Raw genomic sequence first — 20,800 nt, forward strand, 5'->3', positions numbered from 1 at the left:
AATCTCAGCTATTTTAGTCCAATTTTTTAGTTGTGAAAATCAAATTATTATCTTTGTACAAATGCCGAAAGGAAATTTATGTTAGACAAAAAAGAACATCAATACGAAAAAGCCGTTTTAGTCGGTTTAGTGACCCAAAATCAAAGTGAAGAAAAACTTGTCGAATATCTTGATGAGTTGGAGTTTCTGGCTTTGACAGCTGGAGCTACTGTCGATAAAAGATTTATCCAGAAATTAACACAGCCCGATCCCAAAACTTTTATTGGAAGTGGAAAAGCACAAGAAATAAGAGATTATGTAAAATCAAACGGAATCGGAACCGTTATTTTTGATGATGAACTTTCGCCTTCGCAGCTCAAGAATCTTGGAAAAGAAATAGAAGAGGTTAAAATCTTGGATAGAACCAATCTGATCCTTGATATTTTTGCCCAAAGAGCGCAAACTTCATACGCGAGAACGCAGGTGGAACTAGCTCAATATCAGTACTTACTCCCGCGATTGAGCAAAATGTGGTCTCACCTTGATAAACAAAAAGGGGGAATCGGAATGCGTGGTCCTGGTGAGACTGAAATTGAAACAGATAGAAGGATCATTCGCGACCGCATATTTCTATTAAAAGATAAATTGAAAATTATCGATAAGCAGATGGCGACCCAAAGACAGAACCGTGGAAAAATGGTTCGTGTAGCATTGGTTGGTTACACCAATGTCGGTAAATCTACTCTGATGAACGCGATCTCAAAATCTGATGTCTTTGCTGAAGATAAATTATTTGCAACTTTAGATACTACCGTCCGTAAAGTAGTTATCGGAAATTTACCTTTCTTGTTAACTGATACTGTTGGATTTATTAGAAAACTGCCAACACAGTTGGTAGAAAGTTTTAAATCTACTTTAGATGAGGTCCGAGAAGCAGATTTATTGATTCATGTTGTAGACATTTCACACGAAAGCTTTGAAGATCACATCAATTCGGTTAACCAAACTTTAATGGAAATAGATGCACATCAAAAGCCTATGATTATGGTTTTCAATAAAATTGATGCTTTTGCTTACGAGAAGAAAGAAGAAGATGATCTTACGCCTGAAACTAGAAAAAACATTTCTCTGGAGGAATGGAAAAAGACCTGGATGTCGAAATCACAGTATCCAACTGTATTTATCTCTGCATTAAAGAAAGAAAATTTTCCAGAGCTGAAGAAAATGATTTATGATGAGGTTTTGAAAATTCATACCGCTAGATTTCCTTACAATGATTTTCTGTTTGAATATCATGATGAGGAAGACACAGAAATAAAAGAATAAAATATAGGATACTAATCCTGCATTCCTTTTTTAAATGCTTAATTTACGTTAAGCATTTTTTATTTAATTACAGCAGATTTTATTAAACAAGATGAGTATAGATTATCAAAGAATTATTTCAAAAGTATACACTTCCACTTTAGCCAAAGACAACATAGGTAAAGTTCCGGATTACATTCCGGAACTTGCGAATATTGACGAAAAGAAATTTGGAGTCAATTTCACCGATTTAAAATTTAACAGTTATGGCCATGGAGATTTTGAGGAAAAATTTTCGATCCAAAGTATTTCTAAAGTGTTTGCATTATCTTTTGTATACGAAAGACTTGGCGAGAAAATATGGGATCGCGTAGATGTAGAACCTTCTGGGAATGCATTCAATTCCTTAATACAGTTAGAGGCTGATAAAGGCATTCCTCTAAACCCATTCATCAATGCTGGTGCCTTGGTAATTTGCGATATTCTACTGGAAATTTCCTCAAATCCTAAAGAAGAATTGCTTTCTTATATTCGAGATCTCGCGGAAGACGATAATATTCATTTTAATGAAAAAGTTGCGGTTAGTGAAATAAAAAATAGTTTTAGAAATACTGCGATGTGTAATTTCATGAAGTCTTTTGGTAATATTACCAATCAACCAGAAGCGGTAATTGATCTGTACTGCCATCTCTGTTCCATTGAAATGACGTGTAAGCAACTTAGCAAAAGCTTTTTGTATTTAGCAAATGAAGGAATTAAACCGTTGAGTAATGAAAAGATCTTATCTTCAACAAAAGCTAAAAGAATAAATGCCATCTTGCTTACCTGTGGATTTTATGATGAATCCGGAGAGTTTTCTTTCCTGGTAGGCTTACCCGGGAAAAGTGGAGTTGGCGGTGGAATTGTCGCAATCTACCCCAATCATTACTGTATTACGGTCTGGAGTCCCAAACTAAATAGAAAAGGAAATTCCTATCGAGGCATGAAGTTTTTGGAAGAATTTACCACAAAAACCGGCGAAAGTATTTTTTGAAAAAACCAATTCCTATAAAATGTTAACCTATAACGATAAGGGACGAAATAAAGATTAAAAAAAAACTACAATATAAGCCTCCGTTTTAATGAAAGCTCAGTATCTTGATTTATTTACATCATTTATTAAGTAATTGGGATATTTTGCTACAAAAAATTACCTTTGTGGAAACAATGAAAAAAATCTGTGAAAGTATTTTTTAAATCTCTTTTATTTTTATTCACACTCGTTACATTAACAAGTTGTTTTGATATCCTTGACAAAGTTAATATGAAATCCGATGGAAGCGGTGTGTATACCATCATTTTGAATGCGAGTAAAAGTAAAACACGAATTTCCTCCATTTCTAAAATGGAAACCATTAACGGAAAAGCAGTTCCTAAGAAAGCAGACATTCAAAACAAAGTTAGCCAAGCAGCGGCAGTTTTTAAAACGGTTCCTGGAATCAGCAATGTGAAAACAAGTACTGATTTTGATAATTATATAATCAAATTGAGCTGTAATTTCGCAAAAATTGAAAATATTAACGAAGGGATTGACCGACTGAAAGCCAAAGGAATTATTGGAAAACTGATTCCTTCGCAATTATATACAAATAATCTTGCAAAAAGGGTTTTTACAAAAAATAAAGTGAACACTTTTAAAAGTGATTACAACAAGTTGAGCAGTGCTGATAAAGAGATTTTCACCACTGCCAGATACACCACTATTTTACAATTCGAAAACACGATAAAATCCCAATCCAATACAGTCTACAGCATTTCACCAAATAAAAAAGCACTGAAATTAGAAGGAAATGTTTTGGATTTTATTCTTCAGAAAAAACAATTCTACAACACGATTACTTTCAACTAAACTCACTTTATGAAATATTTTTTACTCAGAAAACAACTTACTTTTTTAGGTCTGTTTTGTCTTTTGGCAATGCACGCACAAAATAGTTTTCAACTTCCGGATAACACCGTACTATATATGGAAATGAACGGAAAACAACTTAATAATAAAGTGAATTGGGCAAAGTTTAATCCCGTTTTCAAAGAGGTTTTTAATAAAAAAGATAAAAGTACCATTTGGAATGATTATTCTAAAACTGGTGTAAAGTACGATGAGAAGCAAATTCATTATTTCGTTTTTAATGATTCGGTAAAATCCTACAGCGCACATTTTATTTTAGATGACGAAAAGCGTTTTGTAAATTTTATTAATTCTGCCAAGAAAGAAGGCTTAGAAATTACTCAAAAAACAAAATATTCCTACGTTAGTATCAATAAGAATACCTTCATCGCCTGGAATGGTAAGCATGCCGTTCTTAAAACAATTAACTATACAAAACCTTATTCCCATGAAGATGACGCATCAGAAGTGGATAGCGCCGTTGCGGTAGAAGAAATGGCGGTAGATAGTGTTGCAGTTGCACCATATAATGAAAGTGGAGACGAGGAAGTTGAAACCGAAGAGCAGCCTTTTGATTATAAAGAAGAAATCCAGTATTTGGAAGAAGAATTGGACTATTATAAAAATACCATAAAAGAATCGCAAGCTGAAGTTGAAAAAATTAAAAAGAACATTCAGTATCTAAAGAAACATCATCAATATCCTGTAGTGAAGCCAGAATTAGAGGAAAAAATTATTGAGGAGAGCGAAGCGAATCTTACCCCTTCCGATGAAGATTCTTATGATGCAGAAGATGACGAAGGTTCTGATAATTCTATTTTCGATGAAGAATATCAAAATAGAATAGACTCCAGTAAGTTAGAAGAGTATAAAATCGCGAGAGAGCTTTTGGAGCAGTCTTTTGACGAGATTTTCAATTCTAATTTCATGATTGAAGTTCCTGACGACATAATAAAATTTAAAGATGCAAAGTCAGATGTGTTTGCTTATACCAATTTTGGAGGAATATTTAAAAATATGGGGTCATTTGGACCAATGGGTAGTTTTGGAATCATGCAAAAATATATAGGGAAAATGTATGATGCGGATTCCTCCTATAATTTATATTTTGAAAATGACAAAGTAAAATTGGTTACCAACTACCAACATAAAGATCCTGTAATGCAGAAAAGTATTTCGGATATCTATAAAGGAAAAACGAGCAGGAAATTATCCAAATTACTTTCTGACAAAAGCATTGGTTATTTTGCGATGAATATCAATGGATATAAAACCTTTGATGCTACTTATGATTTAATTGAAAATATGGCAGAGAGCCAAGAGTACCAAAAAGAAATCTCTGTAATGGTTGAAACCATGAAAATTGTACTGGATGAAAAGGCAATTTCTAAAATTATGCCTGGAAATGCCATCTTTATTCTTAATGATTTAACCAGTAAAAAAGTAGAATATAGCGACTATGAATACGATGACGATTATAATGAAAAAGAAGTAAAGAAAACCAAAGAGGTTGCAATACCCAATTTCACCTTTGCATTCATAACCGAGAATGAGAACTATTGGAATCGGGCTTTTGATATGATCTCATCAAACAAAAAGACAGCGGAACATTTTGTTAAAAGAGGAGACTATTATGAATTTACAGCTAAGGATAATAGCGAAATTGATCGACTGTTGTTTACAGTAAAAGACGGAATTGTATACATCACAACTTCTTTAGAAAATATTGTAGAAAAATCCCAATCTACCGACACAAAAAAATTAGCGAGAGAAGTTTCCCGACATTCCCTATCAGGTTGGTTGGATGCGCCGAAATTAGTTAAAGGTTTGGAGAAGGAATTTAATGATAGAAAAGATAAAGAAATGTTCCACCTTGTCCGAAAAAATATCGGAAAAGTAACCTACAAGATAGATGTAGATTCAGAAAGCATAAGATCAGAAATGAATTATAATATTAATAATTCTTCCGAAAACAGTTTAATGTATTTCTTCGATTTATTTGATGAGGCTTATAAAATAATGGGCTCCAAAGAGGCGACAAAAACACTATAAATGAAAAAAAAGCTCTTCGCAGTCTTTTTATTGCTGTGTGCATTTGGGATTTACTTTGTTTTTTTTCATAAGGACAAAACCTTAAAATTTGTTCCAGAAAGTGCAGATTTGCTCATTTTGATCGATGTAAAGAAGGTAGTGCGCCAGACTGCATGGAGTTTTGTAAGTCATCCTTCGCAATGGGGAAAGTCGTCAAAAAGTGAAAGCCTACTTAGTTCTTTAAGTAATTCAGGTCTTAAAATTCCTGATTATTTACAGGTTTTTCATTTGAAAAGTAACCAGATTGCCATTTGGCATACGGTGCTTGAAATTGAAAAGCCAAAAGAATTTTTGATCTTTTTGAAAAAGCATCAATTCCGTAAAATAGAGCAGAATATCTTTCAACGAGATCATTATGTTTTGAAGGTTGTCGGAAAAAAATGTCTTCTTGGAAATTCCAGAGCGGGATTTCCATTTTTAGAAAATACTCTTTTAAAAGACAATCACAATCTACTGAATGCAAACGACTGGATTAATGATTCACCAGCAAGTCTTTCTTATCTGACTGCTGAGAAATCGCAGAATTTTTCAATTGATTTTACTGATGATGAAATTGAAATTAAGAATGGTTTGGATGACGACTCATTAACGGATCTGCTTCACTTATTAGAAAAACAAACCAACTTTTTAGAAGCAGAATTAGACTCCAAAAACATCAAAGCTTTTGCTAATTATTTTGATAAGGATTTCGGGGATTCCACGGGAATTGTGAAGTTCAAGACCTCCGCAGAATTACAGCAGGTAAAAGACACAATTATTACCTATACCTATGATGACGACTTTAATGAAATTGAAGAAAAGAGTTTTCAAAAGGTCGTACAGCCAAATTATGTGATGTCTTTTCAGAGTTCTCAGTCTGCAAAAACGTGGGAATATTTTAAGAATAAAAAATGGATCAATTCGGAAGAACAGTTTACCATAATCCCGTTTCAACCGAATTTAATTTCGCGTGATCGCAATAATATTTTTGTAAAATCTACTCGCAAACCTATAACTTTAGGTGAATGGCAAAACAAAAATTACCTGTTTATTAGAAACAGCCCATTACTTACTTCTTTTTATAGCAGGCTAAGCGCTAGCGAAAAAAAAATTATTTCTGAGCTCGACTATATTTTCTATGCGAACCGTGAGAATGATTATTACATTAAGATAAAAATGAAACCTGGCGATTTGCCATTCATTCTTAGACTGTAAATTTATTTTTTGATATAATTTCCTTCTTGTTATTTGTCATTAGCAACATCCTTATTTACTTAAGTAGTTTACTTCCTAAATTATGCATTAAAACTTAAAAGTAAGGAAGAACCTTTTTTTATAAAGTGATTAATTGAGTAACACCCAATGATAATGTAATTTATGATGATAAACCAAATTAAATTAGCCCTGCAAGAACTGTCACTACCGGAGAAAGCTTCGTTTTATCCTACCTTTTTTAAATCACGCAAAGGAGAATATGCCGAAGGAGATCAATTCATAGGAGTTACCGTTCCCGACCAAAGGAAAGTTGCTCAAGAATTTTGGGATAAGATTTCTTTAGATGATTTAGCCGTGTTGTTATCTTCGCCAATACACGAACATCGACTATGTGCATTATTAATGTTGATTTTAAAGTTTGAAAAATCAAACGACTCCGATCAAAGAAAACAAATTGTTGAATTGTATTTAAAGAACAAGAAATATGTCAATAACTGGGATTTAGTAGACACCTCCTGTTATAAAATTTTAGGACGCTACTGTTTTGAAAATAATGACGATTCAATTTTAAAAGATTTAGCTGAGGAAGAAAATTTATGGAGTAAGAGAATTGCCGTTGTTTCTACAATGTTTCACGTAAAAAAAGGTTCTTTTGATTTAATCAAAAAGTTGGCAGTCAGAAATCTGAATCATGAGCATGATCTGATGCATAAAGCAAATGGCTGGCTTTTACGAGAAATGGGAAAGAAAAATGAAAAGGAACTTCTTGATTTTCTTAATCTTTATTATCAACATATGCCACGGACTACGCTTCGTTATGCCATAGAAAAATTGGATGAACGTGCTCGTCAGGATTATTTAAAAGGAAGTGTTTAAAGGATGTGTTTTTACAGCAGAGATTATTTTTTGGGCGTCTATTTTTGAACGATCACTTTCATTTTCCCTTTCCATCTATTGAACCGTTGTAAATATTACTGGGTCTGGAAAATCATGTTGCATCGCACTTAACTTAATTTATTATTATCAGTTTATTTTCATTATATTATCGCAAATAGAAATATGCAATTAAAAAACTTTACTCACTGGACCGTGGTCCTTCCTCTTTTATCAGCTGCTTTTTATTTATTTGGATTTTTAAATAATACGCTCTTCACTAATATTGTTGGAGCAATATTTTTATTCTCCAGTGTTATGGCCGCCGTGCATCACGCGGAAGTAGTTGCTCATAAAGTGGGAGAGCCCTATGGAACGGTGATTCTGGCAATATGTATAACGATTCTAGAAGTAGGATTAATTATCTCATTCATGCTTTCGGGTAGCGAAGGCGCACTCACGTACGCCAGAGACACCGTTTTTGCGGCGGTAATGTTGATTCTGAACGGAATTTTGGGAGTTTGTATCTGGATTGGAAGCAGAAAGTATAAAGAACAGTTTTTTATCACCAATTCGGCTACAACTTATTTGGTGAGTTTAGTGGCGATTTTGGTCCTCACCCTTATTCTTCCCAATTATACGTCAACGGAGCATGGCCCTTTTTATAGTGAAGCGCAGCTCGTTTTTGTTTCTTTGGCTTGCCTTACCATTTATGGAACTTTTCTGATGTTCCAAAACGTAAGACACCGAAATTATTTTGTGGTAGAAAAACAAGATCAATCGGCCCATGAAGCAGATCCACCATCAGTTCCTAAAACTTTACTCAGTTTACTTTTATTGATAATTTGCCTTGCAGTAGTTATTTTTATGGCAAAAGGGCTTTCACCCGTAATTGAAGGTTTTGTAGAAAGCATAGGTGCACCCCATGAACTGGTCGGAGTAATCATTGCCTCTGTTGTATTATTGCCGGAAGGTCTAGCTGCAATTCGTGCTGCCAGAAATAATCAGATACAATCCTCGATTAATTTGGGCTTAGGATCGGCACTAGCGAGTGTAGGATTAACGATCCCGACAGTTTCTGTGGTCTGTATTGTTTATGATATTCCTTTTGTTTTGGGTCTGGGAATGAAATCCATCATTCTTCTTGCCTTATCCGTTTTTATTGTGATGCTGTCTTTGAGCAGTGGAAAAACCAATCATTTGTATGGAACTGTACTTCTGGTAAATCTAGCAGCTTATATTTTTACAGTGATTGTTCCGTAAAACTAGTGGATTTTTCTAGCAACTTCCATTTTATGACCCATTAAATTGGCGATATTGGTTGCTTTGTAAATGGCTAGATCAGCCATCTCTCCCGTGAAGTTTTCTTCAATCGTTGACGTCCATAATTTCACCCAATGTTGAAAATGAAATTTCTCCATCGGAACTTCCGCATTGATCGGGAAATGTACAGCCATTGGATTTCCTTTGTACGAAATCTGACCAAATAAAAGAGTCTCCCAAAAAGAATACATTTTTGGTAAATGATGTGACCAATCTACTTTTGCTACGTCATTAAAGAAAAATCCAATCGTTTCGTCGTTTTGCACTTTATCATAAAAACGATTCACCAAATCCTCAATATCTTGTCGGGTCTCCAATTTTTTCATAGTTCAAAATTAGTCAAAATTTTCAGCAAAGCCCTATGATTGCAATCACTGTTTATAATTTGGGCGGACAATTCGCGCTTTCCGCACCTACTCCTCAATCGGCGGCTACACTCCTTTCCGCCGTCTCATTGCGGAGTAAACACTGCTATCACGGCCGCAAGATCTAAATAATTATAAAGAACCGTTATCAAATAGAATAAGTCTTACTTTTGCACCATGAATTTAGAATTCTATAAAAATCAAGCACTCTTAAAACAGAAAGAACACCGCAAGTTTCTCGAGGCTTTAAAAAAGAAACCGCCCAGGAATCTGGATTATGTCGTGCAGGAAACTCATGATCAGGTTTTCGAGAAAATTAATTGCTTGGACTGCGCAAACTGCTGCAAGACGACCGGACCACTTTTTACCCCTAAAGATGTTGAAAGAATTGCGAAATATCTGAAAATGAAAGTTGCTGATTTCGAAGATAAGTACTTGCGAACTGACGAAGATCAAGATAAAGTATTACAGGATTTACCTTGCTGGTTTTTAAATGACGATCATACGTGTTCCATTTATGAAATTCGTCCAAAAGCCTGTCGAGAATTTCCACATACCGATCGAAAAAAAATTTACCAAATCAATAATTTAACAATTCAAAACACGATGGTATGTCCCGCTGCTTTTGAATTTGTAGAAAAATTAAAGAAAAATTTTGATAAATGATTGATTTTCTTAAAATATTATAAACTGCGTTAAACTTTGCTAGCGTAAATGCTTTAACTAAATATCCTGCGTTATAGTTTCTTATTAACCAAATAAGAATTTTATTATGAAAAAGTCAATGTTAGCAATCGTGTTATTAGCAACTGGAGTTACCTTTGCAACAGCACAAACCACGAAGAAAGATCTTAAAAATAAAAAAGAAGTAAAAATAGAAACGGTAAAAAGTTCCGATTCCAAGATGAAAATGGATACTCCCGCAGTAGTGACTGAAGTACAAGTTGAGGCTACCGAAGCAACACCTGCTGAAATGACCGTACAAGCAGCTGACAGCACCAAAATGCCTGAGAAAACAACCGGCGTAAAGCAAGCGACAAAAGAAGAAATAGAATAAATTGACTCCTCTACAGCACAAATAATAAAAAGCATTGAAAATTCAATGCTTTTTACCCTTTCACTTTACTTTTTACCCATTAACCCGGGACAGGTATTATTAAAAAAAGCCGAGATAAAACCCGGCTTCTATTTTTATACTACACCTTGCGCCAACATTGCTTCGGCAACTTTTACGAAACCGGCAATATTTGCCCCTTTTACGTAATTTACATAACCATCTTCCTCTTTACCGTAATCTCTACAAGCTTTATGAATACCAACCATAATTTCTTTTAACCTGGTGTCCACTTCTTCCGAACTCCAGTTCAGTCGAATAGAGTTTTGAGTCATTTCTAACCCTGATGTTGCTACTCCACCAGCGTTAGACGCTTTACCTGGAGAGAATAATACTTTATGCTCCAAGAAATAATTGATTGCATCTAAAGTAGAAGGCATATTTGCAGCTTCCGTTACACACATCACTCCATTTTCAACCAACATTTTTGCGTCTTCAAGAAATAATTCATTTTGTGTTGCTGCAGGAATTGCTACATCACACTTTACTTCCCAAGGTCTCTTTCCTGCATGGAATACTGCGCCAGGGAATTTGGCAGCAAAATCTTCAGCTCTGTTATTACCAGAAGATCTTAATTCAAGCAGGTAATCAATCTTTTCACCATCGATACCATCTTTATCATATACATATCCATCGGGGCCAGAAATCGTTAATACTTTTCCTCCTAATTCGGTGACTTTCTTAATCACTCCCCAGGCAACGTTTCCAAATCCTGATACTACAAAAGTTTTACCTTTAAGGTCTTCTCCGATTGTTTTCATCATTTGCTCACAGAAGTAAACAACGCCATAACCTGTAGCTTCTGGCCGAATTAGGGAACCACCGTACGCTAAACCTTTTCCAGTAAGAACTCCGGTAAATTCATTTCTGATTTTCTTGTACTGTCCAAATAGATACCCGATTTCTCTGGCTCCAACGCCAATGTCTCCTGCGGGGACATCAGTTTCCGGTCCGATATGTTTGCATAGCTCCGTCATAAAGGCTTGACAGAATCGCATAATTTCCATGTTTGATTTCCCTTGTGGATCAAAATCTGCTCCTCCTTTTCCACCACCCATAGGCAGCGTAGTTAAAGAGTTTTTGAAGGTCTGCTCAAATGCCAGAAACTTCAATACGGATAAATTTACGGTAGGATGAAAACGTATTCCACCTTTGTAAGGACCAATTGCGGAATTCATCTGGATTCTAAATCCTCTATTAACCTGAATTTCACCTGCATCATCAACCCAGGGAACTCGGAAAATAATGGTTCTTTCTGGTTCAGCCATTCTTTCCAAAAGTTTCATCCCGTCGTATTGCTTCCTCGTCGCGATAAAAGGTATTACAGTAATTGCAACTTCTTTTACTGCTTGTAAGAATTCTGGTTCGTTTGGATTTTTCGCTTCGATATAAGCGATAAATTCCTGAATTTTTTGCTCTACGTTATAGTGTTCCATAAAAAGGATATATTATATATAAACAAATTTAATTTTTTTTTCAAAGCACTCAAAAAAAACTTTAAATACTGCTTAATTATTAATATAAATTATAGTTTTGTTAATTAAATTCATAAAAAATCAAATTTAAGTATGAAAAATTTAATATTAAACGAATATAAGTAGGTTTCTTAAAACTTGAAAATCTACAAAGCCAAGTATTGTCTTCCCGATAATGCTCTAATATAGCCAGAAATTTCCAATTGTAATAAATCTGGTAAAATTTTGTAAGATGGTATTTCAAGCTTTAAACTGATATCATCTAAAGATAAAGGTATTCGTTTATCTAACTGATCAATAATCTTTTGCTGACTATCTGAAAGTAAAATTCTAATTTCGTTGTTGGGAAAGAGTTCACCAATCTTTTCAGATTTATTATTAAAGCCCAGTTGATCGATAAGATTTGGGATTGTGGAAATTACCGCTGCTTTATTTTGATAAATTAGCTGGTTGCAGCCTTGGCTGTATTTTTCGTCAATTCTACCTGGTAAAGCATAAACTTCCCTATTGTAATTATTGGCAAAGGTCGCTGTACTTATGGAACCACCGCTAAAAGCAGTTTCAACAACAATGGTGGCTGGTGCTAGACCTGCAATAATACGATTGCGTTGTATGAAATTTTCGCGATCAGGCTTTTGAGAAGAATTAAATTCAGTAAACAATACTCCACCATTACTCAATATACGTTCAGACAGTTTTCGATGTTTAGATGGATATAACGTGTGAAAACCATGAGCTAAAACTGCGGCGGTTGCTAGATGATGGTCTAAAGAAACCTCATGAACTTCCGCATCTACACCCAAAGCTAAACCACTAACGGTTATAGCGTTTCCACCCTTAATTCCATCAATAAAATTATGAATAAACTGCTTGCCATATAAACTTATATTTCTTGTTCCGACAATACTAATGGGTTTTTTGAGAGAATCAAATTTTCCTTTTTGATAGAGTATGGCTGGGGCATCTTCACATTCATTTAATAATATAGGAAGATCTCCAAAATGCCGAAGGTTTATGACAATATTATTTTTTTTGCAAAATTCAATTTCGTTTTCTGCAAATTTTAAGTGTTTCGGATCACCAATTTCTAAAGCGATCTTTTTACCTATTCCGAAAATGTTTTGAAGTCCTGTTTTTGAGAGTTCCCAAACTTCTTTTGCAGAACCAACTTCACCCACGAGTTTACGAAAAACAACATCCCCAATTAGCGGACAGTGCCGTAGTGCAATGGAATAAAACGTTTCTTCGGAGCGCATAAATAAGTTTATTCAAATTTATCGAAAATTATTCATTCTTTCTTATTTCATCTAGATGTTTCCAAATACTTTGTTTCTTTTGGTAAGGTAGTTCAAGAAAATCGTCGGGATGATTCTCTTTATATTCCTGCCACAATTTATCGTCCTTCTCACTATAGTAATTAGGAAATTCCCAAATGTACTTTTTCTTTTTCTCTCCATTTTTTCGAAAAATAAACGCCATCATGATTCCTATGATTGCACCGGAAAGATGTGATTGCCAGGAAATTCTGCTGGGTTCTGATAAACTCGAAAATAATTCTTCTGGTAAAACGCCCCAAATTAAACTCCCGTAGTATAACGCCACCACCATAGAAACGGTAAGGAGCTTCATATTCCACCTGAACACTCCACTAAAAAAAATAAAAAAAGCCAATACATATACAATTCCACTGGCTCCAATAATGCATACTGCATTAAATTCTCCCGAATAGATATCCACAGGTGGTAAAAGCCAAACTAAAAACCCGGTCAATAACCAACCAAGGAAGAATATTTTCTTTGCAATAAATGGGTAAAATTGGAATAACAGAAAAGTTAACACAAAAATTGGGACCGAATTTCCGAAAATATGCTCTAAACTACCATGTAAAAAAGGGGACAGGAAAATTCCTTTTAAACCTGAAGGGTTTAGTGGGATTATCGCTCCTTCGCAACCTGTAAACCACCCCAGATTTTGTAGAAGAAATCCCAGCCACATCAGCGCAACCATGATAGTGCCGTATAATAATGCAGAATAATTTAAGACTTTGTTGCGCATAGATCAAATTTGTCAAAAGTGTAACCAAAATAAAATATCAAGCAACTTTGGCTAAAAGTTTCGATAAATTTATAGAAAATCAGCCAAAAAGAACTAAAATATTCTCTAACTCAATTTTATAGATATAGAAGTTTGTCTTAAATTTGTGAGCTATGAGAAAGTTAATAATCATTTTGTTTTGTTTTAATTCTATATTGATTTTATCGCAGAAAGATCAAAACATACTGGGAGAGATTGATTCGATCTCGCAAAGTAGATGGAATCGCACTGCACTGGATACAGATAGCTTAGCGAATCCTAAATTCGAAAAATTTGTGGTTCATTTTAAAGATACTATTGTCATTGGGAATAAGATCAATCTTGCAGCGTCTAATGATGAAATCCCAGTAACTCCATATAACCTTTTACGGTTAAAGGATCCAATAAAATGGTTTTATCATGGTCAAAATAACATTGTTTTTAATCAGTCATCTTTTTCAAATTGGAATTCTGGTGGGAATAATAACATTGGAATTATCGGTAAACTTAATTACAATATCAGCTATAAAAATAATCGACATTTCTTAGATAATAATATACAGTTAGGTTACGGTTTTGTCTCTTCTCAGTCGGAGGCTTCACGAAAGACGGAAGACTATATTAACCTGATTACCAACTATGGCTATGACATCGGGAGAAATTATTATTTATCAACAGGATTTCAGTTTCTTTCCCAGTTCGCTGCAGGATATAATTACACCGCCACTCCAGATCCAACTTTTGAAGACCGCATTTCCCGTTTCTTATCACCGGGTTATTTATACGCCGGAGTCGGGATTTTGTATAACCCAAGTGAAAATTTCCAGGTAATCGTACGACCACTGAATGGTAAATTTACCTTTGTGACTGATCCTTATTTGCAAAAGGCCGGTAAGTATGGTCTTGAAAAAGATGGTCAATCCATGAGATCAGAGCTCGGTGCTTTAGTAAACATCCTTTACCGGGTAAAAATACTAAAAGATATTAATCTGGTTAATCAAGTTAACTTTTTCAGCAATTATGTTTTTCATGTGGAACGAGTTGATATTGCATACAATGGAACACTCAATATTAAATTCAATAAATTTATCAACACCCAGGTGAGTTTGGATTTACTTTACGATCATGATCAAACGCAGAAACTGCAGTTAAAACAAACCTTGGGCGTTGGCTTCTCCTATAATTTTGGTTTTGAGATCAAAGAGAAAAATAAAAAAATGATCAAGCCTTTTGTAGCAAATAAGTAAACTTATACATTCCAAAACTCGCGATCCAAACTTCGATACTGAATTGCTTCTGAAATATGAGCAGCATTTAATATTTCTGCTTGTTCCAAATCAGCAATCGTGCGTGCGACCTTCAAAATTCTGTCGTAAGCTCTGGCGGACAAATTTAATTTATCCATTGCAGTTTTAATAAGTGTTTTTGAAGCTTCATCAAGCTCACAAAACTTTTCAATATCTCGGGGACCCATTTGGGCGTTATAGTGGATGTCAGAATCTTTGTATCGGTTGCTTTGAATTTCTCGTGCAATTAACACTCTTCTTCTGATGTCATCACTTTGTTCACCTTTCCTTTTATCTGCAAGTTGTTCAAATTCTACTTTTTGAACTTCGATGTGAATATCGATTCGATCAAGTAACGGTCCAGAAAGTTTATTCATATACCGTTGCATTTCGAACTGTGAAGAGGTATTATTGGGGTCGTCCGGGAAGAAGCCACTCGGACTTGGATTCATGCTTGCTACCAACATGAAGCTTGCGGGATAGTTCACGGTGAATTTTGCCCTTGAAATAGTTACCTCTCGATCTTCGAGAGGTTGGCGCATTACTTCTAAAACGGTTCGTTTGAATTCCGGCATTTCATCAAGAAAAAGAACGCCATTATGGGCTAGTGAGATCTCACCCGGTTGCGGATAACTTCCGCCTCCAACTAATGCTACATCTGAAATAGTATGGTGAGGACTCCTAAAAGGACGAATGGTCATTAAGGAAGTTTCTGTGCCTATCTTTCCTGCCACAGAATGAATTTTGGTCGTTTCTAAGGCCTCCCTTAACGTTAAAGGTGGCAATATGGTCGGAACTCTTTTTGCAAGCATGGTTTTCCCGCTTCCTGGCGGCCCAATTAAAATAATATTATGTCCGCCTGCCGCCGCCACTTCCATTGCTCTTTTGGCTGTTTCCTGGCCTTTCACTTCTGAAAAATCATTTGGGAAATGATGAATTTTTTCCTGAAACTCTTTGCGAATATCTATTGTGGTTCTTTCCAAAGGAATTCCCTCATTAAAAAAATCAACAACTTCTTTGATGTTATCAACGCCATAAACTTCTAATTCACTCACGATTGCTGCTTCGCGAATATTGAGTTTGGGTAAAATAATTCCTTTAAATCCTTCTTCTTTTGCTTTAATGGCGATTGGCAAAACTCCTTTTATGGGCAATAATCCACCATCTAAAGATAATTCTCCCATGATGAGGTATTCTCCGATGTTTTCTGCCTTGATTTGTTCCGAGGCAGCCAAAATACCCAGGGCAATACTTAAATCATAAGCAGATCCCTCTTTTCTTAAGTCCGCCGGCGCCATGTTGATGGTAATTTTCTTACCTGGAATTTTGAAACCGATATTTTTTAAAGCTGCGGAAATTCGGTAACTGCTTTCTTTAATTGCGTTATCTGGGAGTCCAACCAAGTGATACCCTACGCCTCCAGTATCAACATTAACTTCTATTGTAATTGTTTGTGCAGAAACTCCAAAAATGGCACTCCCGTAAATTTTTACTAACATGATTTGTGTTTGGAGATAAAATTAATAAATTATTATCAATCAATGAGTAATTATTTTATGTATATCCGTTTTTCATCATACTCCTGTAATGCTTGCTAGCACAAGTCTATCGAACAGTTTATCTTCAAAATATCTCCGATTTAACTTATAAACAAACTCATTTAGATAAAGTTGAAGGTTTTTGCGTTTTATTTTGTGGTAATTTCCTAATAAATTCCTTTTCGCATTACTGATAAATATGTGAACCCAACGCAAAGTATCTTTTGTAGTTTCTTTCGAAGATTTTTCTGAAATATGAATTTCTACAAGTTGTGATATATCAACATATGACGTGCTTTGATCTGTAAAAACTATGCTGGATTCTGCCAAAGATTCTTTAATAGTCTCATTAATTCCCTCTGCTGTATGATCTTCTAATACTATTGCTTTAAAATATCTACAAGATTTCGATGTCTCTCCCGTTTCTATATTTTCTAATGGCGTAGATTCCGCCATCACTGCAACATTTTGCTTTCCAACTGCACCTCTTCCACGAATCCCTTTCTCTTGTTCCAGTTCTCTAGATTCAACTGTAAAATACCCTTCATCCATTTCAATCATGCCCTCTAAAGTGTATCTTTCATCTCGTTTTCCCATCGCTTTTCTCAATTTGTGCATCATGGCCCAAACTGGCTCATAGCGCTTCAAACCTAATTGCCTTTGCATTTCTTTAGCAGAAAATCCTTTTTTTGTTGCACTCATCAAAAACATCGCTTTATACCAAACTAGAAAGGACAAATTGGAATTTTCCATGATGGTTCCACTTCGTAATGTAGTTCGCTTTCTACAAGATTTACACTCGTAACTTAATCTGCTTTTAATCCAAAAAAAATCAGTTTTTCCGCACTTGCAGGAAACGCCAATTTTGTCACGTTCTGCTTTAAAATGAGATATACAATCCTCTTCACTGCTAAACTCTACGCCAAAACTAAAAATATTCATCTCAATTATTTAATTATCAAACAAATATACGGAATTATGGGAAGTTACGGACATACATAAAAATTTATTATAATATCCACCATATAAAGTATTTCCGAATACTCCTTGCCCATTTTTTCTAAAAGCTACATCAACATGATATACACTTCCTTTGTAAGTACTACTTTTATATTGGACTGTAGACTCCCCATTTTCAGTACGATTCAAAAATAGAATTTTTTTTTAATACATTGGTACTGTTGTCGTCGGATGTGGGAAAGTGGTCAGGAATAGAGCTGGCCTTAAGGTGGGCTTGCTGTCCATTTTTCCACATCACAGGTGATAATCCGCCCAGTGATTCATGTGGTCTTTCGTGGTTATAATCGTTAACCCAATCTTGCGTGATGTTCCTTACGTCATCCAAAGTTTCAAAGATGTATGCGTCCAGAATTTGCTCTCTGTAAGTTTTATTAAAACGTTCAATATAGGCATTCTGCGTGGGTTTTCCTGGCTGAATGTAAGCAAACGTTATGTCATTAAGCGTGCTCCATACGGAAGCAATATTGGCAACGAACTCAGGACCGTTATCCATACGTATCTTTTTGGGTTTGCCATATCTGTTCACCAAATGATTTAAAATCCAAATCACTCGTGAACTTTTCAAACTGTAATCTACCTCAATATGCAGGATTTCTCTGTTATAATCATCAATCACATTAAAACTGCGGAACTTCCTTCCATTTGATAATACATCACTCATAAAGTCTATGCTCCATGTATGAGTAAAGGTTTTGGGTACTTCCAATGGCACCTTAACTCGTGCAGGAAGACGTTTCTTGGCCTTACGACGTAACGGAAGTTTCATTTGCTTGTAAATCCTGTGAAGACGCTTATGATTAATTTTTTCGCCTCTATTACGTAAGCGGTAATAATACTTCCAAAAACCTTCACGCGGGTAATTTTGCGTGAGTTGTTCCAGTTCCATCATTACCGTAGAATCATCTTTGATCGAGCGGTAGTGAAAACTGCTCCTGCTTAAATGTAGTACGCGTAAAGCCCTGCCAGAATCCTTCGGATGAAGTTCTCTAATATCTCTTACGATCTGACGTTTCTGACAAGGCTTTAGAGCTTTTTTTCGATAATATATTTAGCAACATCGAGTTCCATCGCCAGATTGGCGTACATACGCTTAAGCCGGGCGTTTTCCTCTTCCAGCTCTTTTACACGTTTAAGCTCACTGGCTTCCATGCCGTTGTACCTTTGACGCCATTTATACAAAGTGGCGATACTGATGCCATTTTCTCTGGCTAATTCTTCGGCACTACGACCTCCACTAAACTCCTTTAAAATACCTGCAATCTTGGCAGGACTAAAAACACTCTTTTTCATGATAATAATTACGATTTAAAGTTAATAATTTTTATACTTTTGAATCGTACTGTTTTTGGGGGAGCTTACAATAAGTACATAAGTAATTTAACTACCATGCGGATATTGGATTATATGCGCGCTTTGTTTTGACCTCCATAATAAGAACCAATTATTAAGAAGACATCAGGACCGAAACAACCAGCAGGATATTCCTGTTGATAAATTGGTTTTTATTACTAAACATTTCTGGATTTCCGTTGATGATATTATTCTCTTCAACGAAAAAAATAATGTGTACAACTAAGTTTCTATAGAAGATATCGCAGTTCTTGAACAGTTAAAACTTATCAATGAACTCGACAATGAAGAAAAAATATTATCCTAAAACTTATTGAACTTTGTTTCTAAAAAAGTTTTAAAGATTATCTGCAGAAAAATATTGCTGCACGTCAGTTCTGTTTCCATACACAGAACAGCACATTAGATAACACAAAACCCACCGCAAAAAACGGTGAGTTTTTTATTTATCTACCACACAATAAAATCGTGCGGAAGAGGAGTTTATTTTAAATTATTTATAATTTTCTGTAATCTTTCCTTTGTTATTTCGCCATTTATTTCTGGATTAGCTAGCTCAAAAATTATTTCTTGAAGTTCTTCATCTTCAAAATCCAAATCATCTCTGCATTCCAAAGCATTAGCCCAATTTGTCATATCTTCTATGTCAATTTCATCTAAAATATACAGATTCAAAACACTTAAAAAATCTTGCTTATTTATTATAAGAACAGGTTCACTATCCCAAGAATACTGAGATAATTCATCTTGTAACTCTGACAAGTTCCCTTTGAAAAAAAACAAATCCGTTAGAATCTCTTTTCTACTTCTCATATCTTATTATTTAGGTTTAACATGAATGATACCACCATCAGGAGCAAATGTTGTTTTTAACATTTTAAAAGTTTCTCCTTGTGGATTAACCCATTTTTGGTATAGGGCACTTGAGCCTGGCACCTTACCTGGCGATGTTGCTTGAAATAGATAATTTCCATCTTCTAATAATTCATAAGATGCACTTGCTTTAGCATTTGCAGGGGCTTTGTTTACAAATCTTTTAAAATTACTTTCAACTGCTCCTTCTAAAACCGGTACTTCTGCCTTGACTGCAGGAAATAACTTACCTAACAACTTACTTCCAATTCCTCCCGTCACAGCATCAACAACAGCACCTTGTACCAAAGGATTTTCCGAAACCATTGTTTGAATATCCGTTTTCCCTCGAGACTCAGGAGTAGGACCCATAGTTGAACCCCAAGGATCAACAGCCGATGTACCTGGTGCAACGTCACCATAACCACCTCCTTCGGCTGAGCCTACTGAAAAAGAAGAAACTAAGCCTTTTGAACCATAAGTATCAGTATAAGAGAAGTTAGATGTGTGATAAGTTACCTCAAATGTTCCTTTTTTATCTCCCTTATTAACTACGGTTCCATAATGACCAGTTTGTGGATTCTTTCTATCAGATGCTTGTTCTGCATGTATTCTAGCATCAGACTTAGTGATATTATTCCAAAATCCAGCTCCTCTAACCCATCTACCATCAGGATCTGTAAAATTAATAGGATTGTTTACTGTATAATTATATGGAGAAAAACGTCTATACATTTCCGCCAGTGGATCCACAACACCCCATCTACCAATATCCGGCATATACATTCTTGCCCCATAATCATACATCCCAGTCTCTTGTAGTTCTTTGCCGTTGTACTTGTAGTTGTATAATCCCGCTCTACTTTTCAGGATTTGCCTACTCTGGCTTTTCCTCGTGCGAGGCTCTACACTTTGAACTTCTACGCTTGCTCGCTCTTCCAAAGATAATATTTTTTCTTTTCAATTGAAAAAATAAATATCCGGGATTTTAGAACGATTTTTTGCGTCACAACTTTTTCCAAGTCGATAAAATAC

Annotated in this window: 17 protein-coding genes and 2 pseudogenes; 10 read left to right on the forward strand and 9 right to left on the reverse strand. The window is 35.2% G+C overall.

The genetic code is table 11. The features are described from left to right. Positions 1 to 78 precede the first annotated feature (78 nt). The 7 genes from hflX to FNJ88_RS06150 all read left to right on the forward strand — a co-directional run bounded on the left by hflX (position 79) and on the right by FNJ88_RS06150 (position 8,632). Positions 79 to 1,305, forward strand: a complete 1,227-nt coding sequence (gene hflX, locus FNJ88_RS06120) for a GTPase HflX (protein ID WP_143852342.1) — start codon at positions 79 to 81, stop codon at positions 1,303 to 1,305. 97 nt (positions 1,306 to 1,402) lie between these two features. Beyond that, positions 1,403 to 2,317, forward strand: coding sequence for a glutaminase (locus FNJ88_RS06125; RefSeq protein WP_143853877.1), 915 nt, complete (start codon positions 1,403 to 1,405; stop codon positions 2,315 to 2,317). 270 nt (positions 2,318 to 2,587) lie between these two features. Next, positions 2,588 to 3,172, forward strand: coding sequence for a hypothetical protein (locus tag FNJ88_RS06130; RefSeq protein WP_228414578.1), 585 nt, complete (start codon positions 2,588 to 2,590; stop codon positions 3,170 to 3,172). Positions 3,173 to 3,181: 9 nt separating this feature from the next. Next, on the forward strand, positions 3,182 to 5,263 hold the full coding sequence (locus tag FNJ88_RS06135; protein ID WP_143852344.1) for a hypothetical protein: 2,082 nt from the start codon (positions 3,182 to 3,184) through the stop codon (positions 5,261 to 5,263). Further along, positions 5,264 to 6,496, forward strand: a complete 1,233-nt coding sequence (locus FNJ88_RS06140) for a hypothetical protein (RefSeq protein ID WP_143852345.1) — start codon at positions 5,264 to 5,266, stop codon at positions 6,494 to 6,496. It begins immediately after the preceding gene. 162 nt (positions 6,497 to 6,658) lie between these two features. Further along, positions 6,659 to 7,372, forward strand: coding sequence for a DNA alkylation repair protein (locus tag FNJ88_RS06145; protein WP_143852346.1), 714 nt, complete (start codon positions 6,659 to 6,661; stop codon positions 7,370 to 7,372). Between the two features lie 183 nt (positions 7,373 to 7,555). Continuing rightward, on the forward strand, positions 7,556 to 8,632 hold the full coding sequence (locus tag FNJ88_RS06150; protein WP_143852347.1) for a calcium:proton antiporter: 1,077 nt from the start codon (positions 7,556 to 7,558) through the stop codon (positions 8,630 to 8,632). A 2-nt stretch (positions 8,633 to 8,634) separates the two neighbouring features. Here FNJ88_RS06150 and FNJ88_RS06155 read toward each other — a convergent pair whose 3' ends face one another. Further along, complete coding sequence (locus FNJ88_RS06155; protein ID WP_143852348.1) at positions 8,635 to 9,018, reverse strand: group III truncated hemoglobin; 384 nt, start codon at positions 9,016 to 9,018, stop codon at positions 8,635 to 8,637. Between the two features lie 216 nt (positions 9,019 to 9,234). Here FNJ88_RS06155 and FNJ88_RS06160 point away from each other — a divergent pair, with 216 nt between their 5' ends. Together FNJ88_RS06160 and FNJ88_RS06165 are read left to right on the forward strand one after the other, a co-directional pair. Beyond that, on the forward strand, positions 9,235 to 9,723 hold the full coding sequence (locus FNJ88_RS06160; protein WP_143852349.1) for a YkgJ family cysteine cluster protein: 489 nt from the start codon (positions 9,235 to 9,237) through the stop codon (positions 9,721 to 9,723). 106 nt (positions 9,724 to 9,829) lie between these two features. Continuing rightward, the gene (locus FNJ88_RS06165; RefSeq protein WP_143852350.1) at positions 9,830 to 10,114 is read left to right on the forward strand and encodes a hypothetical protein; all 285 of its coding nucleotides are present in this window, start codon (positions 9,830 to 9,832) and stop codon (positions 10,112 to 10,114) included. A 134-nt stretch (positions 10,115 to 10,248) separates the two neighbouring features. Here the strand turns inward: FNJ88_RS06165 and gdhA are convergent, their stop codons facing one another. The 3 genes from gdhA to FNJ88_RS06180 form a co-directional block, all read right to left on the reverse strand. Next, positions 10,249 to 11,607 (reverse strand): NADP-specific glutamate dehydrogenase, encoded by a 1,359-nt coding sequence (gene gdhA / locus FNJ88_RS06170; protein WP_143852351.1) that lies wholly within the window; start codon positions 11,605 to 11,607, stop codon positions 10,249 to 10,251. Between the two features lie 185 nt (positions 11,608 to 11,792). Next, on the reverse strand, positions 11,793 to 12,902 hold the full coding sequence (gene dprA, locus FNJ88_RS06175; protein ID WP_143852352.1) for a DNA-processing protein DprA: 1,110 nt from the start codon (positions 12,900 to 12,902) through the stop codon (positions 11,793 to 11,795). A 28-nt stretch (positions 12,903 to 12,930) separates the two neighbouring features. Further along, positions 12,931 to 13,701: a rhomboid family intramembrane serine protease gene (locus FNJ88_RS06180; protein WP_143852353.1), complete on the reverse strand. Its 771-nt coding sequence runs from the start codon at positions 13,699 to 13,701 to the stop codon at positions 12,931 to 12,933. A gap of 152 nt (positions 13,702 to 13,853) precedes the next feature. On the opposite strand from FNJ88_RS06180, the gene FNJ88_RS06185 reads away from it, so the two are divergent. Next, complete coding sequence (locus FNJ88_RS06185; protein ID WP_143852354.1) at positions 13,854 to 14,966, forward strand: DUF3078 domain-containing protein; 1,113 nt, start codon at positions 13,854 to 13,856, stop codon at positions 14,964 to 14,966. Between the two features lie 2 nt (positions 14,967 to 14,968). On the opposite strand, the gene FNJ88_RS06190 is transcribed toward FNJ88_RS06185, so the two are convergent. The 5 genes and pseudogenes from FNJ88_RS06190 to FNJ88_RS14610 form a co-directional block, all read right to left on the reverse strand. Next, on the reverse strand, positions 14,969 to 16,504 hold the full coding sequence (locus FNJ88_RS06190; protein ID WP_143852355.1) for a YifB family Mg chelatase-like AAA ATPase: 1,536 nt from the start codon (positions 16,502 to 16,504) through the stop codon (positions 14,969 to 14,971). Positions 16,505 to 16,579: 75 nt separating this feature from the next. Beyond that, on the reverse strand, positions 16,580 to 17,485 hold the full coding sequence (locus tag FNJ88_RS06195; protein ID WP_143852356.1) for an IS1595 family transposase: 906 nt from the start codon (positions 17,483 to 17,485) through the stop codon (positions 16,580 to 16,582). A gap of 316 nt (positions 17,486 to 17,801) precedes the next feature. Further along, positions 17,802 to 18,853, reverse strand: a pseudogene (locus FNJ88_RS06200) (IS3 family transposase); the annotation flags it as partial. Positions 18,854 to 19,396: 543 nt separating this feature from the next. Further along, positions 19,397 to 19,726, reverse strand: coding sequence for a hypothetical protein (locus tag FNJ88_RS06205; RefSeq protein WP_143852357.1), 330 nt, complete (start codon positions 19,724 to 19,726; stop codon positions 19,397 to 19,399). Between the two features lie 702 nt (positions 19,727 to 20,428). Next, positions 20,429 to 20,614 (reverse strand): annotated as a pseudogene (locus tag FNJ88_RS14610) (RHS repeat-associated core domain-containing protein); the annotation flags it as partial. Between the last annotated feature and the right edge of the window lie 186 nt (positions 20,615 to 20,800).

Source organism: Chryseobacterium sp. SNU WT5 (assembly GCF_007362475.1).
GTDB lineage: Bacteria > Bacteroidota > Bacteroidia > Flavobacteriales > Weeksellaceae > Kaistella.

Coding starts and splice junctions, on each gene's coding strand:
- hflX (WP_143852342.1), top strand. CDS start 79: ATGTTAGACAAAAAAGAACATCAATACGAAAAAGCCGTTTTAGTCGGT.
- FNJ88_RS06130 (WP_228414578.1), top strand. CDS start 2,588: ATGAAATCCGATGGAAGCGGTGTGTATACCATCATTTTGAATGCGAGT.
- FNJ88_RS06135 (WP_143852344.1), top strand. CDS start 3,182: ATGAAATATTTTTTACTCAGAAAACAACTTACTTTTTTAGGTCTGTTT.
- FNJ88_RS06140 (WP_143852345.1), top strand. CDS start 5,264: ATGAAAAAAAAGCTCTTCGCAGTCTTTTTATTGCTGTGTGCATTTGGG.
- FNJ88_RS06145 (WP_143852346.1), top strand. CDS start 6,659: ATGATGATAAACCAAATTAAATTAGCCCTGCAAGAACTGTCACTACCG.
- FNJ88_RS06150 (WP_143852347.1), top strand. CDS start 7,556: ATGCAATTAAAAAACTTTACTCACTGGACCGTGGTCCTTCCTCTTTTA.
- FNJ88_RS06155 (WP_143852348.1), bottom strand. CDS start 9,018: ATGAAAAAATTGGAGACCCGACAAGATATTGAGGATTTGGTGAATCGT.
- FNJ88_RS06160 (WP_143852349.1), top strand. CDS start 9,235: ATGAATTTAGAATTCTATAAAAATCAAGCACTCTTAAAACAGAAAGAA.
- FNJ88_RS06165 (WP_143852350.1), top strand. CDS start 9,830: ATGAAAAAGTCAATGTTAGCAATCGTGTTATTAGCAACTGGAGTTACC.
- gdhA (WP_143852351.1), bottom strand. CDS start 11,607: ATGGAACACTATAACGTAGAGCAAAAAATTCAGGAATTTATCGCTTAT.
- dprA (WP_143852352.1), bottom strand. CDS start 12,902: ATGCGCTCCGAAGAAACGTTTTATTCCATTGCACTACGGCACTGTCCG.
- FNJ88_RS06180 (WP_143852353.1), bottom strand. CDS start 13,701: ATGCGCAACAAAGTCTTAAATTATTCTGCATTATTATACGGCACTATC.
- FNJ88_RS06185 (WP_143852354.1), top strand. CDS start 13,854: ATGAGAAAGTTAATAATCATTTTGTTTTGTTTTAATTCTATATTGATT.
- FNJ88_RS06190 (WP_143852355.1), bottom strand. CDS start 16,504: ATGTTAGTAAAAATTTACGGGAGTGCCATTTTTGGAGTTTCTGCACAA.
- FNJ88_RS06195 (WP_143852356.1), bottom strand. CDS start 17,485: ATGAATATTTTTAGTTTTGGCGTAGAGTTTAGCAGTGAAGAGGATTGT.
- FNJ88_RS06205 (WP_143852357.1), bottom strand. CDS start 19,726: ATGAGAAGTAGAAAAGAGATTCTAACGGATTTGTTTTTTTTCAAAGGG.